Below are 26,519 nucleotides of genomic sequence, written 5' to 3'. Positions count from 1 at the left end.
AGATTCACCCATAGCGTCAACCTATTTGTCATCAAAAGCGGAGCGTCTGTCATGAAGTACGGCATAATTGCGTGTGCAGGACTCATCCTCGTTTTCGCAGTGGGAATCGAACTGAAATCAGCAGAGCCCCAAAGTCCGGCTCGGGTGAAAAGTCTCCGTTGCGAATACCGGGTGAATCCACTGGGTATCGGTACCAGAAAGCCGCGGTTGAGCTGGCTCATTGAAGACAACCGCTACGGAGCTGCGCAGTCGGCCTATCAAATTCTCGTCGCGTCATCGCCTGATTTGCTAGCACAAGACAAGGCAGACCTCTGGGATTCCGGGAAGGTCGAATCGTCGGAAATGAATCAGATCGAATACGCTGGAAAACCTCTCCAATCGCGTCAGACCTGCTACTGGAAAGTTCGGATCTGGGATGCCCAGGGCCAGGTCAGTCCATGGAGCGAGCCGGCTATGTGGTCCATGGGGCTTCTGGAAGAGTCGGACAGAGTGGCCCAATGGATCGAAGCCCCCTGTCCCCTTGTGCACCCAGCCAAAGGGGGAACCCTTGATTTTGGAAATTGCCCGTGGGTGTGGTACCCGGAGCAGGGAACCAATCCGCAGGAAAAAGCCCCGGCCGGTCCACGATATTTCCGCAAGATTTTGGAGCTACCGATAGACCGCACCATCAAGCGTGCCCGATTTCTCATCACAGCCGATGATTCATTCGAACTATTCTGTAATGGTCAGCCAGCAGGTCGGGGAAGTGGGCACACCTCCCCACAACTGGCGGACATCACCAATCGAGTCCACCCTGGCCGAAACATTTTGGCGATTCTCGCAACGAATGGAAGCCCCTCGCCAGCAGGGCTAGCCGGACGAATCCGCATTGAGTTCGACCAGGGCGATCCTCTCGAATACGTCATCGACGACACGTGGAAGAGCAGTCAAAAGGCCGAACCGGAATGGAACCAAGTCAACTTCGACGACAGTACCTGGCCCCAGGCGATCATCGTCGGCCGAATGGGAGACGCCCCCTGGGGGAGAATCAGCGCCGAAGGGCTCGACGTCCTCGGGTGCGCGCTGTTTCGCAAAGAGTTCCGAGTGACCAAACCCATTCGCAAAGCCACCCTTTACCTGAGTGCCCTGGGAATTGGCGAAGCCCATATTAACGGCCACCAAATCAGTGACGAGTTCTTTGCCCCTGGGTGGACCGATTATCGAAAGCGGGTTTACTACAACACCTATGACGTGACTCAACTGGTACGACAGGGAGAAAATGCGATCGGCGCAATTCTCGCTGCCGGATGGTACGCAGGTGCGATCGGCTGGAAAAGCGAGCGATTCCATTTCGGACGTGATCCTAAGCTATGGATGCAGCTAGAAATCGAAACCACCGATGGCGAGCGTCAGGTAGTCATCACCGACGGTTCCTGGAAGATGACTTTCGGCCCACATCTGGAAGGCGAGTTCCTCGCAGGGGAAACATACGATGCTCGTCTGGAAATTCCGGGCTGGTCCGAACCTGGACTGGATACCGCGCAATGGCAGGCAGTCCGAGTCGCTGAGAATGTGCCGGCTAAACTCGAAGCACAGCCCGGTGTGCCAGTCGTGATCACTGGGGAACTGAAACCAAAGAAAATCACCCAGCCGCGACCCGGCGTGTACGTGTTCGATCTGGGGCAAAATTTCGCGGGAATTGCCCGGCTGCGGGTTAAGGGACCGCGCGGCACAGCTGTCCAGCTTCGGTTTGCCGAAGTCCTCAATCCTGATGGAACCATTTACACCACGAATCTTCGGTCAGCGCGGGCGACAGATACCTACATCTTGAAGGGTAAGGGAGAGGAGATTTGGGCTCCTCACTTCACGTTCCACGGCTTCCGCTATGTAGAAGTGACCGGCTATCCGGGCGATCCCGGACCAGACGCCATCACAGGCCTGGCGATCAATTCTGATATTCCGCTCGTCGGCTCTTTCCAGTGCGCCAGCCCGATGGTGAACCAACTCTACAGCAACATCGTGTGGACACAGCGGGCCAATTTCATCTCTGTGCCTACGGATTGCCCGCAAAGAGACGAGCGGCTCGGTTGGACGGGTGACGCGCAAATCTTCATTCGCGCGGCCACTTACAACGCCGACGTGGCCGCCTTTTTCACAAAATGGCTGGTGGATCTTGAAGATGCCCAGGGACCGGAAGGCGACTTCCCAGACGTCGCACCGCGGGTTGTTGCCCTCGGTGGAGGAACGGCCGGATGGGCAGATGCGGGAGTCATTTGCCCGTGGACCATTTATCAAGTTTACAACGACCGCCGGATCCTGGAGGAACATTTCGATGCGATGGAACGATGGATTGCCTACTGCGTCGCTCACAGTACCGATCTCCTGCGTCCTGCACAGGGATACGGCGACTGGTTGTCAATCAATGCCGATACACCGAAAGACGTCCTCGCCACCGCCTACTTTGCTTACAGCACCTTTTTGACGGCAGAGTCTGCACGGGCGTTGGGACTGAAAGACAAGGCAGCCTATTATGATGAGCTTTTCGGTAAGATTCGTGAAGCCTTCCAAAAGGCTTACGTGGCAACAGATGGACGCATTAAAGGCAACACCCAAACATGCTACGTACTCGCACTTCACTTTAACCTGCTGCCGGAAGAGTTGAGGGCCAAGGCCGTTGAATACCTTGTGGAGGATATCCGAAGCCGCGACAACCATCTTTCCACAGGGTTTATTGGGACAGCGTACCTGATGCCGGTGCTGTGTGAATCAGGACACACGCCATTAGCCTACCGGCTGCTTCTGAACGATACGTTCCCATCCTGGGGCTTTTCAATCAAACACGGCGCAACCACGATCTGGGAGCGTTGGGACGGCTGGACACCTGAAAAAGGATTCCAGGACCCGGGGATGAATTCTTTCGCCCATTATGCATTTGGCGCAGTCGGACAGTGGATGTTCCAGTACGTGGCCGGGATTGATACGGATGGGCCAGGCTTCCGAAGATTGCGGCTCAAGCCTCACGTGGCGGACGGTCTGGATTGGGTGGAAGCCCGCTATGGTTCGATCTGCGGCGACATTCACAGTGCCTGGCGAAAAGAGAAGAATGCCTGGGAGTGGCGAGTGATCGTTCCTGCCAACACGACGGCAACCCTCTATGTGCCCGCAGGGCCGGGAGCCAGAATTACCGTGAACGGGCAGCAACTTGCGGATAGTCCGCTCGTCAGAACACTATTGCAGCAGGGAAATTGGGTGGTGCTGCAGGCCCCCGCGGGTCAGTATGAGTTCGTGGTCATCACCCCATAGAGTTATCGCCGAGGCGTTGGAAGACTGCATGATGACAAAAAAAATCGGCTTTATTGGCGCTGGGCAAATGGCGCGGGCATTGGCCGAGGGGTTGCTCCACAAAGGATTGCTCGTCCCCGATCAAATGCTGGCCTCTGACCCGAGCGAATCAGCTCGCCAAAAATTTCACGAAGCAACCGGCGCGGAGACGACACCCAACAATCTGGAGGTGGTCCGCCGACAGGATGTGGTGGTTCTGGCTGTTAAACCCCAGCAAATTCCCAGAGTACTGGAAGAGCTGAGAGGACGCGTTGCACCCGAAAAACTCGTTATCTCCATCGCGGCAGGAATTTCCCTCCAGCAGCTTGAAGAGGGCCTAGGAACGCAAACCCGCGTGATCCGCGTGATGCCCAATACTCCCGCACTGGTTGGATTTGCTGCGTCCGCCTACGCACTGGGGAAAAATGCAGGACCGGAGGATGCCAGCCTGGTGCAGCAGCTTCTCGCGGCGATCGGCATCGCTGTCCAGGTTGATGAAAAACTGCTGGATGCAGTGACGGCCCTGTCGGGCTCCGGGCCGGCTTACGTCTATCTGATGATCGAAGTTCTCACAGATGCAGGAGTCCGGCACGGTCTCTCCCGTGAAGTGGCGTTGACACTCGCCGCCCAAACAGTCCGCGGTGCTGCAGAGATGGTTATGAAAACCGGTCAGCATCCGGCCATCCTGAAAGACCAGGTGACAAGTCCGGGAGGAACCACGATCGCAGCGCTGGCGGCCATGGAGCATTACGGTTTTCGGGGAGCCATCTTCGCTGGCGTTGAAGCCGCCTGGCGACGTGCCCGCGAACTCTCGCAATAATCTTATGTTCTGTTGGAAGAATGGACGTTTTGGTAGGTGGCGCTACCACGCCAAATTACCTCCCATAAAATAGGTCACGCCTCGAGTGTGATGCCCGCTACCTAAAAAAAGCAGGCGTACCTGCGGGGCTTTTGCAGTTGAGATCACTCAAATGGAGTGAGGACTGCCATGAAAGAAGTAAGAGCTGTGTGCTCTCCAGTTATAGCGTTTCTCATTCTTTGGACAACCCTTTTGAGTAGGAACGGGTTAGCGGATGAGTTCATTCAACAATCGGCCCGCACTCTCCCGGTGGTGGCAAATGTGGACGTGGCGATTATCGGAGGAACCACGGGGGCAGTTGCAGCGGCAGTGGCAGCGGCTAAAGAAGGCGCGCGGGTTTTCCTGGTAGCGCAACAGCCTTACCTCGGCGACGATGTCACGGCCACCCTCCAGTTATGGCTGGAAGACGGAGAAGAATTGACGACCGACCTGGCCCGGAGAGTGTATACAGATCCTCACCGACCCAGCCAAGAACCCGCTCGACCGCGCTACCCGTACACATACACCGTGGACGTGCCGAGTGATCCCAAGCACCGGGATACGCAACCACCCAGCATGCTGAACGATGGTAAGTACCAGGAGGCCCCAACTCAGAGCGTCCAATTTAATAGTGACGTCACAATCACCGCAGATCTCGGGGAGCCAAAACTCATTGACCGCGTGAATCTGGTAGCTTTTTGGCGGAATGCGGATCCGGACGTTGGATTTAAAGTAGCGGGCATCGACGTAGCGATCAGTACTGACGGTAATACGTGGCAGAACGTGGGCTCTGTGGAAGCATCAGCTCCCCCCGCGGCGGGAGCTGATATTCCGGTGCCCATCTTCTTGGATATTGGACCTCAAACAGTGCGTTTTGTAAAAGTTCATGTGCGTAAGGCACCCGATGTGAACCGCATGCTTCTGGGCGAGCTCGAACTTCTCGGCCCACCAGAAAAAGAATCTCTCTCGCAACCTGCTCGCATTCCTCCGCCACGTCCTCTCCACGTGAAGCAAACACTCGACGCCTATCTGCTGGAATCTAAAGTTCCTTTTTTGTACAGCTCCTACCCAACCGACGTTGTCCGGGACGAGACCGGGGAAATCTGTGGCGTGGTTATTGCGAATCGGGCAGGTAGACAGGTCATTCTGGCCAGGACAATTATCGATGCAACCCCGCGGGCTATTGTTGCTCGTTTTGCCGGAGCTCAATTTGAACCCTATCCCGCTGGGCTCCACACATTCAAGCGTGTGGTGGTGGGCGGCGAGCCGGTTCAGGCTGAGGGCGTCACTTCTCGTGTGATCGACCCACCTTTTATTGGTCCCTATCCCAATCGTGCCCGTACCTCGAGTGGTGTCTTCAAGATTATCGAATACACGCTGCGGCTTCCTATGGAAGATGCCTCCTGGCACAGTTGGGCCAAGGCGGAACAACTGGCGAGAACGCTCACGTATCATCCCGAGCAGCAATTCACTTCGGATATGCTTTTCGAAGTGCCGCCCGATCCCGTGTTAGCACAGCAACCGTGTGATGGCGAGTGGCGTGGGATCGCGGCCATTGCTCTCGGTGCGCTGGCTCCAAAGGGAACTGATCGTCTTTGGATTCTAGGTGGATGCGCGGGAGTATCTCGCCAGCAGGCAGAGAAGCTGCTGCGCCCGGTGAATCTGATGGCCCTCGGCGAGCGGTTGGGAACGGAGATCGCCCGAAAAGCCAAAATGCTTCCCACGCCCAAAACACCGCGAGTGGTGGCAAGCAAGGCAGAAACGTCCTTGCCTGGTGAAATCCGGGAGTTTCTGTATGGACTCCGGCCGGTCCATGAGTATCCCAGAATTCCTCAAGATATTGCCGCATTACCGGTCCTCGGCCACTTCGATGTCGTGGTAGTCGGCGGGGGCACGGGTGGAGCAGCCGCCGGAATTGGCGCGGCACGACAGGGAGCAAAAACGCTTGTCGTCGAATACCTCACGACGCTGGGCGGAGTAGGAACATCGGGGGCCATTTCATCTTATTACTGGGGAAATCGGGTGGGGTTCACTGCGACCGTAGACCAGGGACGTCCCACATGGGTCATAGAGCAGAAGGCTGAATGGTGGCGAAGCGAACTGCTCAAAGCCAATGCCGAAATCTGGATGAGTTGTTTGGGATGCGGTGCCGTTGTTGTAAACAACAAGGTAACGGGCGTGGTAGTGAGCACGCCATTCGGTCGAGGTGTCGTCCTTGCGGACGTTGTCGTGGACTCCACAGGAAACGCCGACATTGCGGCTGCGGCCGGTGCAGAGACAATGTACACAGATGACACGGAACCCGCCGTTCAGGGAACGGGTTTGCCCCCGCGGGATCTCGGAGCCACGTACGCCAATACAGACTTCACGATCACGGATGAAACGGATGTCATGGATGTGTGGCATGTGTTTGTCTATTCGAAGCTCAAGTACAGCAAGGCGTTCGATCAGGGACGGCTGGTGGACACCCGAGAACGCCGGCGGATCGTCGGTGAGTTCACTATGACGATCCTCGATCAGATGCTGCAGCGAACCTATCCCGACACTATTTGTGTCGCCTACAGCAATTTCGATACGCATGGTTTCACGGTCGATCCCTATCTTGAACTGGAGCATCCGGAAAAGAAAGGCTTCCGCGTCAATATCCCGTACCGCTGCCTCATTCCCAGGGGATTGGAGGGAATTCTCGTGACAGGCTTGGGCATCAGTGCCCATCGGGATGCCTTACCACTCATCCGGATGCAAGCCGATATTCAGAATCAGGGTTACGCTGCCGGTGTTGCCGCTGCCTGGATTGCTGCTCAAGACATACCGGTCCGCGAGTTGGATGTGAAAGCCCTCCAGCGTCACCTTATAGAGATGGGCAATCTTCCGGAAGAGGTGCTTACCGAGAAAGATTCGCTCCCGTATTCGCCCGAAAAAGTGCGTGAGGCCGTTGACCGTCTCAAGAATAACTACGAAGGTGCCGCGATTGTACTCGCTCATGCCGATATTGCCCGCCCGATGGTTCGCGAGGCCTATCAGCAGGCGGATACCGAAGAGGAGCGCGTGATCTACGCGCATGTCCTGGCTGTGCTGGGAGATGCCACCGGGCTGGATACCCTGATCAACGAAGTGCGCAAGTATGCAGACTGGGATAAGGGCTGGGACTACCGAGGGATGGGTCAATTTGGAAGCGCCCTCAGTCGGCTTGATCAACTGATCATTGCCCTGGGCCGAACCCGAGACCCCCGCGCTGTTCCCGTGATTCTGGAGAAAATGCGTCTGCTCAAACCGGAGTCGGAATTCTCGCATTTCCGAGCGGTAGCCCTGGCTCTGGAGATGATCGGAGATCCTCGGGCTGCACGACCGCTGGCCGAATTGCTCACGATTCCCGGGATGACGGGATACGTCCACCGCACGGTGGAGGATGCCATCCGTTTCGACCAGGCGAGCCCCGGCGGAACCGATGCCGTCAAGACGCGGCGGGATTCCATCCGTGAGCTGTCACTAGCCCGTGCTCTGTATCGCTGCGGAGATTATGGGGGTATTGGCGAACAAATTCTTCGGGCTTACACGGAGGATCTTCGGGGGCATCTGGCCCGCCACGCCAAGGCTGTACTCGACAAAGGTCCTCCAGAGAGGAAGTAAGCGAATCGTCCGGGATCTGGTGTTCCATCTTCCGATTCTTTCCGGGACCAATACAGGTCGCCAAGCGGGAACAACGATCACGCGAAAAGCCGCATTTCTGGGCGACCTTTGCCATCCTGAGTGACGTAGAACGGGCGTCGTTCTACCTCCATCGCCGTTTGTGGCGAAATGCCCATGGCCGTGTAAATCGTCGCATGAAGATCGGTAACACCGATGGGATCCTTTATGGCGAGACATGGTCGCTCGGGCGCCGACTCCCCAAATACCACACCTCGCCGGATTCCTCCGCCGAACAGAAGCACGGAACTTGACCCGGTAAAATGCCGGTGGAGTCCGTAATGAATCATTTCCTCCATCTTATCAGCCGGTGCCCGCGATTGATCCCGCGCATTGCTTCCGGGAACACCCTCGATGAGCATGTCCCGACTGAATTCGCTGGCCACGATGACCAGTGTTCTATCCAGCAGTCCGCGCTCTTCCAGATCCAGAATGAATTGGGCGATCGGACGGTCGATGAGTTCTTTCATCTTGGTGTAGCGCAAATGGCCGTTCTCGTGCGTGTCCCATCCTTCGAACGGCACATATTCTGTGCTGACTTCGATGAAACGAGCCCCGGCTTCCACCAGGCGTCTCGCCAAAAGGCAACCCAGCCCAAACCTGCCCGTATTGTACTTCTCATACACCGACTTCGGTTCCTCTGAGATATCAAAGGCTGTCCGCTGCGGAGATGAGAGCAATCGGTGGGCGTTTTCCATGGCCCGCAAAATCGATGTGCGATGGAAATCACTGGCATCTCTGTAGCGCGGATCCAGTTCAGCGAGTTTTCGATAATATTGGTAACGGCTTTCAAACCGGGATGGTGTCATCCCCTGTGGAGGCTGCACCGCCTCAAGAGCCTGTTCCGGATACGGGATGAGGAACGGGTCATATTCAGCGCCCAGAAAACCTCCCGTGTGGAACGCTTTCAACTCCTCTTTCTCCCCAATTCCCTCGAGGCGCTGACCAATCACGATGAACGGCGGAATAGCAGGGTTGCGTGGCCCAAGGAGCCGTGCCATCCACGCTCCCATATGGGGCGCCGCCACCGTTTGCGGAGGTACATAACCCGTGTGCCAGTGGTACTGGTGACGCGAGTGGAGAATGTGCCCCAGGTCTGGCAACACATGGGAACGGATCAGCGTCCCCCGATCCAGAATCTGGGCGATATTCTCCAGTCCCTGCGAGATTTTGACACCAGGGAGAACCGTGTCGATAGCAGGAAACGTACTCAAAATCTCGCTAGCTGGTAAACCTTTGGCAAACGGCGCATAGCGCTTTGGATCAAACGTCTCCGGGGCCGCCATACCACCGGCCATCCACAGCAGGACGCAGCAATCGGCGCGAGGTGTTGGCGCGGCAGGCGCAGGATTGGCCAAAAGACGTGGTTCACCCAACAGATAAGTTGCCGCGGTTGCCCCAGCCGTCCATTTAAGGAAATTTCGTCGCGTTATTTGCGTATCAAAAGGAATCTTATCCGACATCATTTCCACACCTCCTTCTGACCCCCTGCAACACTTTTCCATTACGTTTCTAAAAAAAACGTTCATTGCGTGCCGCTCTGTGCGAACAACGTTACACGCCGCCCACGTTCAGTGGACTGTTTGAAACTCGGGCAGCATAACGATCATCCACACGAGGTCCGCCACCCGGGAAGCCTCCAGATCCCGCGTGGGGACCTCCCAAGTATCAATGTCAAGGACATCTTTCATAACCTGCTGTTCCGCCGGAGTTGGCTCTCGCGTCAAAGTCATCAGGTATATATGCAGGATCAGGTCATTCGCAGGTTTCTCGGCAAACTTTTGAATGAGATTCCGCGCTCCGGCTTCCAGGTCCTGGTGCAGCCTCGGGCCAATAGATAAGTTCAGAGCCTGAAGGGTGGTGATGGCCTCCGGCCGAGTGGAGACGACTACGTCCCGTTGCGGCCGACCAAGCGCCATCTGAAAAGCATCCGCAACAGTCAGTGATGCCCGCACAAAATCGGCCTTGCGCTCGGGGACTGGTGGGTTAAATGCCGGCTTGGCCGGACTGCTCCCGGTCAGTCGCCACACAGTATCACAAAACTGCTCTGCCGTGATACGCCGGGGCAGGGGACCACGAAACACATATTTTTCTTCCCCCGGCGTCGCCGATTCGTCACACACCGCCTGATAGATTCGCGACGTGCAGATGTGGTAGATCAACTCTTTCAAATCCCACTTATGATCAACCAGGTACCTCGCGAGGTAATCCAGCAGCTCCGGTGACCACGCCGGTTGTGACATCATGTCCACTGGATGCACCAGACCCCGGCCCATGAGACGATGCCAAATTCGATTGACAATCGTCCGACTGGTTCGGCCGTTATCAGCCACAGTTAGCAAGCGAGCGTATTGCTTGAGCCGTTCCTTCGGCGGCTGGTTGGGGTCAATATCGCCAAGCTCAGGATAGAGGAAGTGCGGTTCCGCCCGCTGGCCAGTCGGCTTATCGCACCGATGAATCTCCAGCGGCTCTTCCGCCACGATGGCTGCCAGACCGTAGGCGTCTGTCAGCTTCCACCGGTCGATAAAGCTATCGTGACAGGAGGCACACTTCATATTGATGCCCAAAAACACCTGCGACGTCGTCTGGGCGAATTGCAATTCCACACGCTGGCTTGCATTCACATTTCCCCGCCATTTAATACCCCGCATAAAGCCTTCCGACTCAGGACTGGAGGGCGCTACGAGCTCGCGCACAAATTCGTCATAGGGCATGTTGTGGTAGAGCGCTGTGTACAACCATCCGGAAATTTGCTTTCGACCACCATCGATGTACCCGGTGCCCGTGTAGTCATTGCGCAGCAGATCGTTCCAGAAAGACATCCAGTGGTCGGCGTAAGCCGTTCGGTCATCGAGAAGGCGTCGGATCCAGCGCTCCCGCTTATCCGGAGCCGAATTCGCCAGAAACTCTGCTACTTCTTCGGGCGTGGGCGGAAGCCCCACGAGGTCGAAACCCGCTCGCCGTAGGAATGTTTGATCATCCACCACTGCCGGAAAAGCGATGTTGTGCGCCCGAAAATACTCCCGTACGAGGCGATCGATCGGATGAGTAAGTTCGTGGTCCGCGGGTGGAATCGTCACGTCAGCTAGCTGAAGCGGTGGTTCGGTGTGGCCTCCCTGAGGATTGAGCGTATAGCCCTCTTCCCACGCTGCACCCTGGGCGATCCAGAGCTTGATCTTTTCAATGGTCTCCCGATCCAAAGGCGGCCCATTGGGCGGCATCCTCTCATCGGGATCATTCGACGAGATGCGTCGCACTAGCTCGCTCTCTTCCGGACGGCCGACGACGATTACTTCGGCCTTCAGCACGGACTGTCGTGTATTGAAAGAAAGTCCTCCTTCTGAGCGTTGCCCGACGTGGCACTCACCGCAGCGCTTCTGAATCACAGGTGCAATCTCGTGCACGAAATCAACACGTGTTTCCCCTCCGCGCGAGCTGGAGTCCGTTGCTGGCTCCGCCCACGCCTGTCGCACACCACCCAGAGAAACTCCGATCGCGCCAAGGAGGAAGACAAACCGATGAATCTGCCGGGCCACGAGGCACGAGCTGCTTAAAGTTCTCATACCCATGAGATTTTCCCTGATTCAACCTGGAGCGCCAGAAATTCTGCCACTTATTATAGACAATTTTGCCATATGTCAATAAGACGCCCGGCGAACCGATCCCCACCTTTAGCAAGGACACCTCAGAGGTCGAGCGCTCAATGTGTTGTAGGGGCAGTTCATGAATCGCCCCTATCGTTCCACCAGCAACTGAACTGAGCAGCCGGGGTGCTTTCCGCGAAAACGTGGGAATGTGGACCTCACGAACAGTTCCGTCCGGGCTGAATCTCGATCCCACGCGCACCCGTGTGGATGCCCGTTTCCCCTCACCATAGGAAAAGTGGGGATGGCTCAGCCAGTAGGCGGACAGCTTGTCGCTCGAGCCAGTAGGCAGCTTGGCCCGCCATAACGTGAGAAGCAGTTGCGTCGGGAGAAACTTCTCCGATTTACCCGGTAGCTTTGAGAAGCCCGGTGTACTGCTGGAAGATGTACGTTGCCATAGGCGAGGCCTCAAAGCGATGAGGAGGAGGGTAATGCCGATAAATCGCCGCCAGCAATTCAGGTTCGGGGGCAATGACAACCTCGATCGGACGATTGAAGAGGATCTGAAGTTCTTGGAGTCGTCGCGAGGTCGGCGGTTGCGCCATGGCAACCAGCACTGCGTCACCCTCTATTCCCAGCGGCAGCAAACCCAGATGGCGTGCGACTCCCATATCCATGAGCTGAAGAGCTTCTGCCGGAACATCGACATCCTGAAGTCTCATGAACCGGCAGTTCGCGCTTACGGCCAGCGATTGCGCCGAATCAACAACGCGGGGATCCTGGCGAAACTCGACTAGCGCGGCCAATCCTGCGGGAGTTGCAACGAGTCGGACCGCCCCCCTGACCGGTTGACCCGCAACTGCGGTTTGCCATTCTGAGTGATCGATCAAACAGCACATGAGCCGAGATAACACGGGGAACAACCAGCACACCGGAAATCGGGTTGTTGCGAAAAGCCGGTTCTGCACCCGATAAACCACTTCCAGATGGTCATCGCGTGGCACAATCAGCATATGGGAGGCGTTGTAATGATGAGCCTCCGCCACGAACAGATCGAGCATCGATTGCGGGATCCCACATTTTTCGTCGATCAGGTCTCGGACTACGACCTGCCGGGAAAGGTTTTCCAACCACCGTTTGGCAGCGCCAGTATCATGAACCAAGGACGGGTCCTCGGCGATCTGGGCCACTCGCTCGGCAAATTCTTCCGAGTGATTTGTGAGATAGTTAAGCAAACCCGAATTACTTTCCAAAGACGGATTTACTTTCAGCGCGTAACAAAACAGAAAGTTAAACCACTCATCAATGAGCAGCACCGGGTCCAGGGGAACCTCACGCTCTCCCTGTGACATGCGACACGCGGCTACATACAGTGCATAAGCCAGGGCAATGCTCCGAACCTGTTCCTTCTGGGCCAGGATATTGAAAAGTCGCGCAATGATGTTCTCACGAACCAGCCACAGCCGATTCTCCAGGTACGACCGCAACGATGGCGGCAGCACAGAGATCATTTCTGCTCGCGGAATGACAACTTCCACCTGCCACTTCTCTGCAGATCTGATGCACAGTTTGGGGCGACGGCGAACATCCTCAAAAAGATTGAGCAGCTTTTCCGTTGCGAATTGCCTCAGGTACTGGAAAATAGCTTCCGCCGGATGTCCAGAAGAAGGAACGGGCCGAGCCCACTCCACAGCCCGTGGCGTTTCAACCACCGTCGAAGGTCGTGCTAGCTCTGCGAGGAGAAGCGCCGCTACCTGGGGCTCAGCGGGGCCATAGAGTCTTTCCACCAGTGTCCGAATCCTTCCCTCGGGGGCGAGGACGATCTCAAAAGGTCGTCCCAGTGTGAATCGCAGCTCATCCGAAAGCTGTGGCGTTGGGGGCTCCACGAACGCCAGAGTAAGGATATCCCCTTTGACGGAAAGGGGCAAAACGTGATAGGCTCGCGCAATGTCCGCAGGAACAGTCGCCAGAACCTCCGCGGGAATCTGAACACGCTCCAGGTCCTCAAATGCGTATCCCAACAAAATAGCCTTTTCCTTGGCTGCCTGGACAGCGGAATTATCGGTGTCAAAATCCAGGATCAGCGATAAACCGTAGGGTGTGGTTCGACATCCAACCCGAATTTTTCTTTCCGCACCGCGCGCAACGACTTTGACGTAACCATAGAAATTGACCATTGCCAGCATGCGGGCGGCCATAGGTGCGAGAAGCTCGAAAGGGATATCGGCCCGAGTGCAGATGCCATCGTGCACTTTATAGCCCACCTTGGTGGTCCCGTGATAATGGACCAAAGCCGCCCGGGAAGCTCCCAGCCGGATGGCCTCGCCGACCACAGCCTGAATGGCTCGGGTGATTTCCGCCGAGTCCGGGTCCACAGCCGCCGCTTCTCCGGTGGCTTCCTTTTCCTCTCGCACCTCGACGAACTCCACCGGGGCCGCGGGAGGTATCTCCTCCGGTTCTGTCGGCAGATCACTTTCCTCTTGCGGCGTGCCCTTTCCGTAGGCCCTTTCAATGGCCTCGATGAGATGTTCTTTAACGGCGAGAACCACCCGGACTGGATGATCGAGGGCAAACCGAAGTCGATCGGACATCTCCGGTGACGGCGGATCACTCATCGCCACTACCAGCCGTTCTTGATCGAACTCAATCGGAAGAATCTCGTACGATCGCGCGAAATCCGCCGGCACGAGTCGAAGTACATGAGGGGCAGGGCGAACAGCCCGCACGTCCACAAATCGGAACCCCAATCGGGCTGCGTTTCGCTCAGCCAATTCCACCAAACGAGCATCTTCAGAATTTGACAAATCTGCCGAAGGCCCGGATCCGGCGCGTTCCTGACCGTGAGCGTTCATGGTGGCACCTTCTGCAATTCCGAAGACGAGGTTCTGCACCCCAACCCGACACACGACCGCAGTTTGCCTATCCCCACAAACCAATATGACCTCGAGCGAGCAAAAGCCCGCCGGACTGCAAATACTTTCGCCGAAAAAGCATTGGCCAACTCGAAGCGGATTTTGACGAAATATTGACCAGTCGACGGTACTTTCCCCCACGATTTCCTAACACGGCCGCAACGTTTCACCGTATCATGAGCGGGTCCATCTTCCGGGGCGCAAGTATGATTATACTGGCGCCGGTATGACCCCTGCAAACACTTGCACCGAGGTTCACGCCCATTGAAGTGGCGTCAAGGCCAGGTGCGGTTCAAAGTGCATCCTTCCCCCAACATTTCCGACTACGACAAGTTGTGGGGCTGACCGTTGTTTTCCGTGGCCCCGAACGACAACTTTCGTGCCACGACAGAATTGTGCCCGCTCCTCGTCAACATGCCGAATATCGCCTTGTACGCGCACTCTGGCAGGCGACGATGGTCGAGACAACAGCGCGGCGTTCACAACCAGACATTTATGACTGGAGACGAGCGCACGACCCTTTTGAGAGCATACCCTTAATTACGAGGGTACGCTCCAGGCGATGAGCAACCACGAAGCAATTCATCAATCAGTTCTGAGGTGGGTTGGAGTTGAACGAAGGCGCTTCCTCGGTTTTCGTCTGGGATTCCTCGCGTCCGGAAACGCCGGGAACGGCAGAGGTAGCCGCTCGGAACAATCCTCTTACCATCCGGCCGAGACGAACATCGCCTTCATCCTCTTGGGAGGAGGCCGCCCCTTGCTGCGGCTGAGCGGGACTCGACGACGCGCCCGATGACCTCTCTTGCACCATAGCGTTAGACGGCTGAGTTTGCGGCTCCCCACCAGAGGCAGGAGTGAAACTCGATCTCGCGCTGTCCTGCGAACTCGGCGCAGCCTCATCAGGCATGGACGGATTTTCCTGACCATGAACCGTCGTTGAAGAACCAGCCGGTTGTCCTTCGCCCGTCCCGGAGCCCTTTCGGCACCCCGTGGACACAACGGCGAGTGTCACCGCTACGACAAAGAAGATCCAGATAGCCAACGTCTTCATCCTGAGCATCCTTTCCGTACAAGCACAAGTTGATAACTTGTTCTTTTCAAGACATTCTCTTCGAAGATCCCATTGGCGGGCATTCTAGCACACTGATTGCCACCTCACTCCTGTTCGTCTGATCGTTTAGGCTGCGGACGGTATAACAGCGCCGAAATGCCTTCGATCTCTTTCCGCTGCAACGGGGAGTAAAAACGAAATGTGACCAACTCTTTCAATTCGAACAATCTTCCTAATTCCCATCTAATGTTATCTTCCGTGACGCTCGTCAATCCGGGAAATTCCTCCGTTCCACAATAGCTGACCGAAAGATAATACGATCCGGGCTTTGTCACACGCCACAGCAGATCGAGAAGTCTCGACAGCTCCCACAACCGAACATATTGATAAAATCCACAATCGTATACGAGATCGAATGTCGCACCCTTGTAGTTATACAGAAAAACATCTTCCAGAACGAGACACAACCGGGCCCCGGCCCGCTGGGCCCGTGTTCGGGCCCTTTCAATTGCCGTGGGCGCAAAGTCAATGGCCGTGACATCCAATTTCCTTTGAGCGAGGAGTACCGCATCGGCTCCGGTACCACATCCCAACTCTAACACACTTGCCCTACGACTGGGTTCCCGTTTCAGAAACTCTTCCAGTGCAGGGGATGGGATTCCCATTTCCCATGGGGGTAAGCCTTCTCGGTACACCGTATCCCAATCAGCAGCGGAAGGCGCACGATACTTTCGCAAACTCGCCGCCATAGCCAATGGTCCGTTCTTCTCTACCCGGTATCACAAACGATTCGGTCCCTATTCGACTTCGTGGAATCTCGGTGGCATTCGCTGCAAAGTGCACCTGCCCGATTTTACACGCGAATTCCCAACTCGTGCCCGTCGGCCTTTGAAAATCCCCGAACTTCCTTATGGTAACACATTAACAAGGCCGGGAAACCCTTCCGCAGCGAGCGACGCGAAGCAACACTCCACAAATGACGAATGTACTCGCGGAGTTCTCAGTTCTCACTGAAAGGGGGAAGATATATCCGACACCTGACCGAAAACACCACAAATAGTGAGGGTGACAGCGCCGCAGGACATGTCGACACATGAGGGCACTGCTACGGGCTACCGGCACAACGGCCAACAGCGCGACAGCAGAGTGACAACCCGTGCTCCGCGGCAATCACGCTCTCTCATCGAGCAACAGCGACGATGCACCTGACGAACCTTCACGTCATCCTGCCAATCAGTTGCACATGACAAATACATTCTTTGACACGTCATATCACTGCAAAGTGCACACTTGATGCAAATAAGAATCCTACGGCCCGTGCATTTTCGCCATTTTTAACTGGGGGTGCCCACTCGGAGGGTAGATTGACAACCCACCGTTGCGTAACTACAAGGGGGAAAGGGGGTTTGCATGACCAGCCAAAGACGTCAGCGTAAGGTGTTGTCATGGCCAAAGGCCTAAAATCTGCCAAGTCCTTCGGTGTGAGCGGGAAACCGACGGCCAGCAAAGTCCAACAGGCGCTGCAGGACCTGGATCAGCATCTCCTCGCACTCATAAATCGCCGCGCCGAGCTCAGCCTCCAGTTGGCCGAATTGCGCAAAGAGGCGGGGGAGCCCGATTTCCAGCTCTCAGATGAAGATCGGCAACTGGCCGCGGTCCTGGAAAAAAACCCTGGACCGTTGAGCCGGGCGGCGACACAGGCGATCTTTCGTGAACTCCTTAGCGCCTGCCGGTCGCTCATCAAGCCTCTTAGGGTGGCTTACCTTGGCCCTCAGTACAGCTACAGTCACCTCGCAGCCATTCACCGATTTGGCCAGCAGGTGGAATACGTTGCTGTGGGGAGCATCGCGGCGGTTTTTGAAGAGGTGCTCCGAGGTCACGCCCAGTTCGGAATCGTACCTTTGGAAAATTCCACGGACGGCCGCATCGCTGACACACTGGATATGTTCATCCGCACCCCGGCGCGAATTTGCGGCCAAGTGGAGCTGGAAATTCATCACACGCTGCTGGCGAAATGCCCGCGCTCTGAGATTCGGGAGGTGTATAGCCGTCCGCAGGCTTTGTCTCAATGCCGGAACTGGCTGGCCAAACATCTCCCAGGCGCCCGTCTTATCGAGGTCACAAGCACTTCAACCGCGGCACAACTCGCCTCGGAGAAGCCAGGGGCGGCAGCCATAGCAAGTCTTCAGGCCGGTGTCTTTTATGGATTAACGCCGCTTGCGGAGAATATCGAAGACAATCCGGGAAATACGACGCGTTTTGCGATCATTGGAAATCAGACATGCCCGAGAACCGGCAACGACAAGACAGCCCTCATGTTTCAGGTGGAACACAAACCTGGGGCCCTGGCAGATGCCATGAACGTGTTCAAGCGCAACCGTCTCAATCTCACTTGGATCGAATCGTTCCCGTCGCCCGGATGTCGAGGGGCTTACTATTTCTTCGTGGAATTGGAGGGCCACGAGTCGGAGCAGCGGGTGCGCCGGGCCTTGAATGCACTCAAAAGCAAGACACAAAGATTGGAGATTCTCGGTTCTTATCCTGTGACTGCTCCGGTAAGCACCTGACCCGACGACAAACCCACGAGTGCTCCAGGACAAGCATCCCTCTAGAAATTGGAAGCAGCGGGGGCTTCACGTGCACACAATGGAAACAGGTTTTCATGCGAACTCTGTGAAACTATCAGAGGGGCCTCACTGCTCTGGAAATCCTGTTCCACCCTGGCTGAGGACCGAGGCGCCCTTTGTGGTCATCAGTGGCGGCCAAACGGGAGTTGATCGAGCCGCCCTCGATGCCGCCCGAGACAATAATCTCCTGTCCGGAGGCTGGTGTCCCGCTGGCCGCCTCGCCGAGGACGGCCGAATTCCCGAGATGTATCCGTTGATGGAAACCCCCACAAGCGAGTATGCGGTGCGCACCGAATGGAATGTCCGGGACTCTGACGGCACCTTGATCCTGACGCGCGAGAATCTGACGGGAGGTACTCGCCTTACGGCAGTCCTCGCTTTGCGGTACAACAAGCCTCTGTTGGTGGTGGATCTTTCATCAGTGACGGATCCGGAGCGACTAGCTCAGCGCATTATCGAGTGGCTCCGCTTGCATAAGATTCGCGTGCTTAATGTAGCGGGCCCGCGAGAAAGCACTTGCCCGGGCATTTACGCCCGGGCTAAGTGGGTTTTGGACGCCCTTTTCACAAAGATGGCGCACTTTGGACGGTGACTGCCTCAGTTAGGTGAATAGTCTCCTCACTGCCCCTCTTTCTCTTTGACCCGAAAGTCGTAATTCGGATTCCGAATGTCGAAGTCCATGTCCGTGAAACCATTATTAAGCTTGATATTCAGGTAAGTGTACTCTTCGATAAGCTGTGGTGGGCCATTTGGCTCCGTCGGCCAATCGTACGACTCGTAACGAATCGGGAGGTTGTACTCCGTATCCACATAGATACGAGCAAGATGGAACCGAAAGTTGCGCCGTGGTACCGGATGCACCACCTGAATGCACGTACAAGTACGATCGTTAATTTTTGCGCCCTCAAAAAACTTGACCTCACACTCTCCATATTTCATATCCTGTTCACCCACCTCGATGAGCCGGCGAACAAGATTGAGGATCCCAATTTCTGTAATAGGATACCGACTATTCTGCATGGCAATAGGCCCCGTAGGATCGAGCGACACCGTGCCGATGAGCCTGTTGCGGATCCCCGCAGGATGGGCCCACATCTTGCCGCCGTTTGCACCCTCCACGTAGATTACTTCCTGTCCCTTTACTGAAGCCGGTTCCAGGAAATACATGTAAACGCTGAACGGCTTGTGGCGAATCTTGACGAACGCATATTCGGGATCGTTCAATTTTCCGTCAATCCGCTCACGCTTGACCATGATCGCCGAGTAATCTTGAATTTTTTGGATGTCCTGAAGGCCCTGATAAGCCCAGCGGATGGCAGGCATCAGGGGGTGTTCCACAACCGCGTTTTCCTGGGGCGCAGATCGATCGGCAATCCTTAGTTGGCCCGGTGCACCCGCCAGTTGCTTAGGTGGATCATTCACTTGCTGGGCTGGCAGACCGCTGCAATACATCACCTCAGCCACAGCTACGACCAGAAGACAGGAAGAGAAAAGAAATCGCCTCAGTGACATCCGATCGCCTCCACATCAATAGTTAAGTGGTTGTCATCACGTAAGGGTTTAAAAAGTCCAGTAGCAGAAAGCGCAATGCTCTCGCCCGTCTTAATGGGATATCGCGTTCGCTCGTGTCAGTTATTAAAATGGTTAAACTCATGCGATCGCTTTCTCTAATACCTATCCGAAACCCATTTTTACTACGTTTCCCGCCTTACGACATTACCCATTTTAAAGGAGACCGGAGTGGAACAACGAGATCCCAAAGTGATTACGATTGTCTCGGCTATGTTTGGCCAGAATTGCTACATTGTCTATCGGGATAACCGCTCCGATTGTGTGGTCATCGATCCGGGGCTCGATTGGGGAAAAATCATTCGAAATATAGTCAATCTCGGTCTCGCCCCGGCGGCGATCCTGATCACCCATGGGCATGCAGATCACATCGCAGGCGTGGAAGCCGTCAAGGAGCGTTGGCCGGCGACTGAGATTGTGGTCGGCAAACGCGACGCGGACAAATTGACCGATCCCCATCTCAACCTCTCAGCGGACTTCGGATTTCCTCTAGTAACGCCACCCGCAGACAAGCTCGTGGAGGACGGCCAAATTCTGGAGTACGCGGGCATGAGAATCCTCGTCCGCGAAGTCCCCGGGCACTCCGAAGGGCACGTCATTTACCTCCTGAACGACACTACCCCACCCCTCGCTTTTGTAGGCGACGTGATTTTTGCCGGGAGTATTGGACGAACGGACTTCCCGGGCGGAGATTTCGAACTCCTGGAGGAAGGAATTAGGTCGAAGATCTACTCCTTGCCCTCAGAGACGCAACTGTGGTCAGGTCACGGCCCTCCGACCACCGTGGAGCGCGAGAAAACCCACAATCCTTTTGTCCGCGGATAACCTTCGGACAAGGATCATACAGCACCGATTATGTACTGCTCCTGCCCGTTAATTTTGTCGCTGTCGTTACCGATTGAGTTATCGTCTGTGCGAATGGTGAATCACTTTTCGTCTATAATCCGACAACCAATATTGACAGTGACCTGGTACTGCGCCACCTTTCCATCCGCGATCGATCCACGCAGCTCGACCACCTCAAACCAGGAAGGATTTTTCTCCATGGTCGCTGCCTTTTTGACGGCCTGCGCCACCGCGTCGCTGAATGACTGCGTCGACGTCCCGACAAGCTGAATCTTCTTGTACACTGCGTTAGACATCGTTGGGTCCTTCCCTTTGGCTGCAAAGGCACTGTTCTTGCAGAAATGAGTTACTTGGGTGCCTTTGATTGTACATCATGACGCCAGTGTCGTGGGAGAGAGGTGTGTATCCCGGGGATACAGATTACGGTCGGCACACGCGCGCTCGCCCCTTCTATCAAAGCTCGTGCCGACTTGAAGGCGCAAGCGGAATGTGTCATATTACAGGTTTTACACCGGTGCTCAAAATAGCGAGCTGCGAGGAGAAAACGCAGTGGAGGTCTGGCCCGCAATCGACATCAGAGGCGGCCGGTGCGTGAGGTTGTGCCAGGGGGATTTCAACCGCGAAACGGTGTATGCCGAGGATCCCGTCGAAATGGCACACCACTGGCAGCGGCTTGGAGCAAGACGCCTTCACATTGTGGATTTGGATGGGGCAAGGACAGGAAACCCTATTAATTTTCCCATAATAATCAAGATTATTCAGGCGACGGGTCTCGTCTGCCAGGTCGGCGGGGGATTGCGGCAGATGGAGACTGTGGCAGAGCTCCTCAAAACAGGAGTGGCGAGGGTGGTGATTGGCACCCGGGCCATCAAGGATCCGCAATGGTTCCGGGAGCTCTGTCGAAAGTTTCCGGGGCACATTGTCCTCGGGCTGGACGCTCGAGATGGACTGGTTGCCACTGATGGGTGGCTGGAAACCACACGGGAACCAGCTATCGACGTGGCGCGGCGATTTGAAGGCGAGCCGCTCGCGGCCATCGTTTACACCGACATTGCGAGTGATGGCATGCTTAAAGGGGTCAACGTGGCTGCAATGGCCGAAATGCAACGATCCGTCACCGTCCCTGTCATCGCCTCGGGGGGGATTGCGACCCTCGAGGACATCCGTGCGTTGAAGGCAGCGGGCCTGGCGGGCTGTATTTTGGGCCGCGCCCTATATGAACAGCGATTCAGCCTTCGGGAAGCCCTGGAGGTCGCCGGAGACCATGGCGCAACCCAAGAGAGTTCGGCCTCGGCCAACTCGGAGCAGGGAGGGTGAACCAAACGCGGTTTTTCGGAACTCTGCGGTGAGAATCAAAAAAACACGCTTCTGTGCGGGACATACTCAAGGAAGTACGATCGAGCGTTGTAGACCCTGAGAAAGCGAGGGAACAGTGACTATGGTAGAACTGTCCGTGAACAAGATTCGCAATATCGCTCTGTGCGGTCACGGTTCGGTGGGAAAGACGACGCTTCTCGATCATCTTCTCAATTTCACAGGGGCCATCAACCGGCCAACCAGCGTGGATGAGGGCACCAGCTTCTGCGATTTCGACGAAGAGGAAAAAGCCCATCGCTACACCATCGAGTCGAAAGTCACGTTTTTCGACCACAACGGATATCACTATCATGTGCTTGACACCCCGGGCTACCGCGATTTCATTGGTCAGGTCATCGGGGCGTTTCGAGCAGTGGACATCGCTGCCGTCGTCATTAACGCTCAGGCCGGAATTGAGGTTAACACACGGCGTGTCTTTCAAGAGGCAGAAAAGGCAGGTATCGGCCGGTTGATCATCCTCAACAAGCTCGATGCCGAAAATATCGACTTTCCAAAATTGCTCGCACAGATTAAAGAGACCTTTGGGGATCGTTGCGTACCGCTGAACGTGCCGATTGGACTTGGGCAGGAATTTCGCGGCGTGGCGAGCACTCTGCGTGCAGAGGGCAATGTTGCCGGTGCAGTAATCGACCCGAGCACCATCAGTCAATCGCTCATGGAATCCATCGTCGTTGCCGACGAGGAGGTCCTGGCGCGATATTTTGAAGGCCAGATGCCTACAGACGAAGAAATCTCGCGATTGCTCGCCCGGGCCATGCTGGACGGTTCGCTGATCCCCATCGTGTGCGTGTCAGCGAAGACAGGCGTGGGGATCCCCGAGTTGCTGCAAACTTTTGAGCTGTGCGGCATCTCGCCGGATCGTCTCGTCCGCAAAGCAAAAAAGCTGGACGGCGAAGAGACGGTCGAACTTCATGCGGATCCGAACGGTCCACTTGTTGCCCAGGTCTTCAAGACGCGCGTGGACCCCTTCGTGCAGAAAATCAGCTATCTACGTGTGTTCTCTGGGACGCTCAAGGCAAATAGCACCATTCCCGTTGTCGGCGAGCGTAAAGGCGTGAAGATTGCGCAACTGTTCCACGTACAGGCCAGCGAGATGGTGCCGATCGAGGAGGCCATGGCTGGGGAAATCGTCGCCGTTACAAAGGTGGAAGAACTTCGCACGGGTATGTCGATCGGCGACCTTTCCATGCCTCCCATCGAGTTCCCCACCCCGATGACCGGTCTTGCCATTTCACCGAAGAGTCGTGGCGACGAACAACGACTTTCGGGTGCTCTTGCGAAAATTTGTCAGGAAGATCCGACGTGCCGTCTGGACCGGGATCCGCAGACGAAGGAGTTGGTCATCACAGGGATGAGCGAGTTGCATCTCCAGGTTATCCGAGAGCGACTCAAGCGGCGGGATAAGGTCGAGGTGGACGTTAAGGAGCCAAAAATTCCGTATCGGGAGACGATCCAGGCCAAGGCAGAAGGAATGTACCGGCACAAAAAGCAAACGGGTGGTCGCGGCCAATTCGGGGAGGTCCACATCCGGATGTTCCCCTTCCCACGCGGAACAAAGATTGAGGAGTTCGCCACCAAGGAACGCTTTCCTGAAATGAAAGAAATCCATTACCACGAGGAGTCCAACTTTCTTTGGATTGACTCGATTGTCGGTGGAACTATTCCGAGTAACTTTATGCCGGCTGTCGAAAAAGGTTTTCTTGAACGAATTGCCAAGGGAGTGATCGCGGGGTATCCCGTTCAGGATGTCTGCGTAGAAGTGTTCTTCGGAAAGCACCATCCTGTGGATAGCTCCGAACAGGCTTTCAAGACCGCGGCGTCCATGGCGTTCCGGAATGTCTTCCAGCAGGCCAAACCGGCTCTACTGGAACCGATTGTAAAAATCGAAGTGACGGTCCCGGCTGACAAGGTGGGGGATATTAACAGCGATCTTTCCGGACGCCGCGGCCGCGTACTTGGTATGACCTCCGCCGGAGGTGGTTTCCAAACCATTGTGGCAGAAGTCCCCCTCGCGGAAGTGATCAACTACAGCCGGGCTCTCTCAAGCATTACCGGCGGGCAGGGGAGTTATACACTCGAATTCAGCCACTATGACGTGGTGCCCGCCAATATCCAGCGGGAAATCATCGAAAAAGCCAAGCTGGAAGAGGAAGAAGAGGAATAACGTATCAGCCTCTTCCCGGCGGTTTCCGAGGCCGATCCGCTTTCCCGGGAAGCACCGGCCTAGTTCTGTCGGTAATTCCAAAGCCCTGTTTTCTACCTGGGACCAACTTATTTCGGAATATTTTTTGACGGCGCCCCGCGGGACGGCACAAAGATTCTGAACGTGTCCCCCTCCTGCTTTTTCTTTGTTGCACTCGGCAGTCTACCGCAACCGGTTGCTTGATATTCTGACAGCCCGGCAAACGCATTTCTGCTCGGGCGCCGTTCCGTGTGCTCCGCCACAATCAGACCCAACCACGGTTTCTACGACGAAAGATCGCGGCCAATTGCCCACGGTATTCCATCGTGGACACAGCGTCCTTATTGTTCTGAAGTCTAGTCGGACGCCTGCTCGCGGTGTAACGGACGGTAGCGAATATCCTTGGGAAGAGACATCTGGGCCGCTTCGACGGCCTTTTGGTAAAAATATTCCTGCGCCCGAACTCTTGGGTGTCCCGGCGCAACACGCCGATAGGTTCCGTCAGAGCAGAGATGCCAAGCTTTCACATTGTCCGAGAAGTAAATATTGAGAATCTCAATCAACCGCTGCTGAAGCACGGGATCCTGGACGGGAAAGATGATTTCGACGCGCCGCTCGAGATTGCGTTCCATCCAATCGGCACTGGCCAGGTATACCTCTTCTCGGCCACCGTTCGAGAAATAGAAGATCCGTGCGTGTTCCAGAAATCGATCGACAATAGATCGCACTTCAATGTTATCTGAAATACCGGGAATTCCAGGACGCAGGCAGCAGATACCTCGGACATTCAGTTTAATCTTTACACCTGCCTGACTTGCCTTGTAAAGTGCGGCACAAATATCCCTGTCCTGGAGCGAATTGATCTTGGCCAGAATCAATCCCGGATAGTCGGCCGTAGCTGCCTCGATTTCTCGCTCAATCAGCGAGATGAATTTTGCCTTAAGTTGTCCAGGCTCCACAGTGAGTTTATTCCACCCGACTGCTTCCGAGTATCCTGTGAGAAGATTAAAAAAGCTCGCCACATCCGTGGTTATATCAGGATCTGCAGTGAATAAGCCGATATCCGAGTAAATCCGAGCGGTTTGGTCGTTGTAATTGCCGGTAGAAAGGTGGACATACCGCCGAATTCGCCCTTGTTCTCTGCGAACGACGAGGAGCGCCTTCGCGTGAGTCTTGTAACCGGCTACCCCATAGATCACGTGGCATCCGGCATCCTCTAGACGTCTGGCCCATTGGACGTTTCTCGCCTCATCGAACCGCGCTTTGACCTCGACGATAACAGTGACCTCCTTACCTTTTCGACCGGCCGTCTCGAGAGCCTCAACGACGGGCGATTCCCCACTCGTGCGATAAAGCGTTTGCTTGATCGCCAGCACATCAGGATCGTTGGCTGCTTCACGGAGAAACGTGACCACAGGCTCAAAACTTTCATAAGGGTGAAAGAGCATCACATCGTGGTCCAGAATCGCCTTCCAAAGATCGTCCCACCCAAGCAAATCGCGCGGGGGTTGCGGGGGCCAGTCGGGATCCCGCAGGTGCGCATATCCCGGAAGTCCCACAATTTCACGCAGGGATGCCGCAGAAACCAGGGAATCGACTGCGACCACATCCGCCTCTGTTAACTCAAACAGGTCCAACAGGTATTGGTACAATCGTCTGTGTATTCCCGTGGCCACCTCCAAACGCACGGCCGCACGCCGGCGACGCGCCAAAATCGCTTCTTCCACCGCGCTGAGCAGGTCGCTCGCGTCGTCGTCCTGGATCGAGACGTCGGCATCCCGGGTTACGCGAAATGGCCCCGCATAGACAACCTGATAGCCTCGAAACAGGTTCTGGACGAAACTTGCTACGACATCGTCGAGCAATGCCAAACGATGGCCCTGCACGGCGGGCAGGAAGACGAAGCGTGGATGCCGGGTGGGGATGGGAACAAAAGCAATTTTTTCCTCCTCGCTGCCTTGTTTGCGCGATCGCAGGACTACGCCAAGATGAATCTGTAGGCCCGGAATCGCTGGGGGAGGCGACAAATCGCTCATGGCTAATGGCGTAAGAACGGGGGCGATTTCCCGCTCAAAGTACTGCCGCAGAAAAAGCCGATCTTCTTCGGACCATTGAGACGGTCGCAGCCATTGGATCCCGTGCTGAGCAAGCTCCTCGAACGCGTTCAGAATACCGCGATCATGGTCCTTCACCATCCGGCGAACGCGCTCGGCAATTGCCCGGAGCTGCTCCTCCGGTGTCATTCCCGAAATATCTCGGCGAGACTTCCCAGCCTTTTGAAGCTGCATCAGGCTGGCCACACGGATCATGTAGAATTCGTCCAGGTTTGAACTGACAATTGCGAGAAATTTCAGCCGCTCGAGAAGCGGAACATCTGGTGACAAACCCTCCTGAAGAACTCGCTCATTAAATTCCAACCAGCTCAATTCTCTGTTAATATAGAGCGAAGGATCGGAAAAACTTTTTTTCTTCATCGGCAGACCCCGAACTGGCTCTGCGAAATTTGCACAATGGCGTCTACTTGTAAATAATCCCGTTATAGATCT

The 26,519-nt window shown here is 55.7% G+C and carries 16 protein-coding genes; 8 read left to right on the top strand and 8 right to left on the bottom strand.

All coding sequences use genetic code 11. The annotated features are described in order from the left end of the window. The first annotated feature begins 51 nt into the window (after window positions 1-51). The 3 genes from ABJK56_RS12595 to ABJK56_RS12585 all read left to right on the top strand — a co-directional run bounded on the left by ABJK56_RS12595 (window position 52) and on the right by ABJK56_RS12585 (window position 7,768). Entirely contained in the window at window positions 52-3,282 is a 3,231-nt protein-coding gene (locus ABJK56_RS12595) for a family 78 glycoside hydrolase catalytic domain (protein WP_347245019.1), read from the top strand. A gap of 28 nt (window positions 3,283-3,310) precedes the next feature. Then, a complete protein-coding gene (proC, locus tag ABJK56_RS12590) occupies window positions 3,311-4,120 on the top strand; it encodes a pyrroline-5-carboxylate reductase (RefSeq protein ID WP_347245018.1) in 810 nt (269 codons plus the stop codon). A gap of 168 nt (window positions 4,121-4,288) precedes the next feature. Then, entirely contained in the window at window positions 4,289-7,768 is a 3,480-nt protein-coding gene (locus ABJK56_RS12585; protein ID WP_347245017.1) for an FAD-dependent oxidoreductase, read from the top strand. A 77-nt stretch (window positions 7,769-7,845) separates the two neighbouring features. Here ABJK56_RS12585 and ABJK56_RS12580 read toward each other — a convergent pair whose 3' ends face one another. From ABJK56_RS12580 to ABJK56_RS12560, 5 genes are all read right to left on the bottom strand, one after another. Beyond that, on the bottom strand, window positions 7,846-9,291 hold the full coding sequence (locus ABJK56_RS12580) for a DUF1501 domain-containing protein (RefSeq protein WP_347245016.1): 1,446 nt from the start codon (window positions 9,289-9,291) through the stop codon (window positions 7,846-7,848). 105 nt (window positions 9,292-9,396) lie between these two features. Then, the gene (locus tag ABJK56_RS12575; protein ID WP_347245015.1) at window positions 9,397-11,394 is read right to left on the bottom strand and encodes a PSD1 and planctomycete cytochrome C domain-containing protein; all 1,998 of its coding nucleotides are present in this window, start codon (window positions 11,392-11,394) and stop codon (window positions 9,397-9,399) included. Between the two features lie 419 nt (window positions 11,395-11,813). Next, on the bottom strand, window positions 11,814-14,261 hold the full coding sequence (locus ABJK56_RS12570) for a hypothetical protein (protein WP_347245014.1): 2,448 nt from the start codon (window positions 14,259-14,261) through the stop codon (window positions 11,814-11,816). 649 nt (window positions 14,262-14,910) lie between these two features. Continuing rightward, a complete protein-coding gene (locus ABJK56_RS12565) occupies window positions 14,911-15,372 on the bottom strand; it encodes a hypothetical protein (RefSeq protein WP_347245013.1) in 462 nt (153 codons plus the stop codon). Window positions 15,373-15,476: 104 nt separating this feature from the next. After that, the gene (locus ABJK56_RS12560; protein WP_347245012.1) at window positions 15,477-16,121 is read right to left on the bottom strand and encodes a class I SAM-dependent methyltransferase; all 645 of its coding nucleotides are present in this window, start codon (window positions 16,119-16,121) and stop codon (window positions 15,477-15,479) included. Window positions 16,122-16,817: 696 nt separating this feature from the next. Between ABJK56_RS12560 and pheA the strand changes: the two genes are divergently transcribed. Together pheA and ABJK56_RS12550 are read left to right on the top strand one after the other, a co-directional pair. Then, complete coding sequence (pheA, locus tag ABJK56_RS12555; protein WP_347245011.1) at window positions 16,818-17,939, top strand: prephenate dehydratase; 1,122 nt, start codon at window positions 16,818-16,820, stop codon at window positions 17,937-17,939. A 178-nt stretch (window positions 17,940-18,117) separates the two neighbouring features. After that, window positions 18,118-18,591 (top strand): putative molybdenum carrier protein, encoded by a 474-nt coding sequence (locus tag ABJK56_RS12550; RefSeq protein ID WP_347245010.1) that lies wholly within the window; start codon window positions 18,118-18,120, stop codon window positions 18,589-18,591. Between the two features lie 26 nt (window positions 18,592-18,617). Here ABJK56_RS12550 and ABJK56_RS12545 read toward each other — a convergent pair whose 3' ends face one another. Next, complete coding sequence (locus ABJK56_RS12545) at window positions 18,618-19,511, bottom strand: DUF1571 domain-containing protein (RefSeq protein ID WP_347245009.1); 894 nt, start codon at window positions 19,509-19,511, stop codon at window positions 18,618-18,620. 228 nt (window positions 19,512-19,739) lie between these two features. Between ABJK56_RS12545 and ABJK56_RS12540 the strand changes: the two genes are divergently transcribed. Next, window positions 19,740-20,393, top strand: a complete 654-nt coding sequence (locus ABJK56_RS12540; RefSeq protein WP_347245008.1) for an MBL fold metallo-hydrolase — start codon at window positions 19,740-19,742, stop codon at window positions 20,391-20,393. 101 nt (window positions 20,394-20,494) lie between these two features. Here ABJK56_RS12540 and ABJK56_RS12535 read toward each other — a convergent pair whose 3' ends face one another. Beyond that, the gene (locus tag ABJK56_RS12535) at window positions 20,495-20,710 is read right to left on the bottom strand and encodes a dodecin (protein WP_347245007.1); all 216 of its coding nucleotides are present in this window, start codon (window positions 20,708-20,710) and stop codon (window positions 20,495-20,497) included. Between the two features lie 253 nt (window positions 20,711-20,963). On the opposite strand from ABJK56_RS12535, the gene hisA reads away from it, so the two are divergent. Both hisA and ABJK56_RS12525 read left to right on the top strand, forming a co-directional pair. After that, window positions 20,964-21,731 carry a 1-(5-phosphoribosyl)-5-[(5-phosphoribosylamino)methylideneamino]imidazole-4-carboxamide isomerase gene (gene hisA / locus ABJK56_RS12530; RefSeq protein WP_347245006.1) on the top strand — a complete coding sequence of 256 codons (768 nt, stop codon included), beginning with the start codon at window positions 20,964-20,966 and terminating at the stop codon, window positions 21,729-21,731. Between the two features lie 121 nt (window positions 21,732-21,852). Then, window positions 21,853-23,955, top strand: coding sequence for an elongation factor G (locus ABJK56_RS12525; protein ID WP_347245005.1), 2,103 nt, complete (start codon window positions 21,853-21,855; stop codon window positions 23,953-23,955). Between the two features lie 374 nt (window positions 23,956-24,329). Here ABJK56_RS12525 and ppk1 read toward each other — a convergent pair whose 3' ends face one another. After that, on the bottom strand, window positions 24,330-26,447 hold the full coding sequence (gene ppk1 / locus ABJK56_RS12520; RefSeq protein ID WP_347245004.1) for a polyphosphate kinase 1: 2,118 nt from the start codon (window positions 26,445-26,447) through the stop codon (window positions 24,330-24,332). Window positions 26,448-26,519: the final 72 nt, after the last annotated feature.

The sequence above is a fragment of the Thermogutta sp. genome (assembly GCF_039793925.1).
Lineage (GTDB): Bacteria > Planctomycetota > Planctomycetia > Pirellulales > Thermoguttaceae > Thermogutta.
Note: the sequence above shows the minus strand (reverse complement) of the source record. Positions and strands in the feature narration are given on the sequence as shown.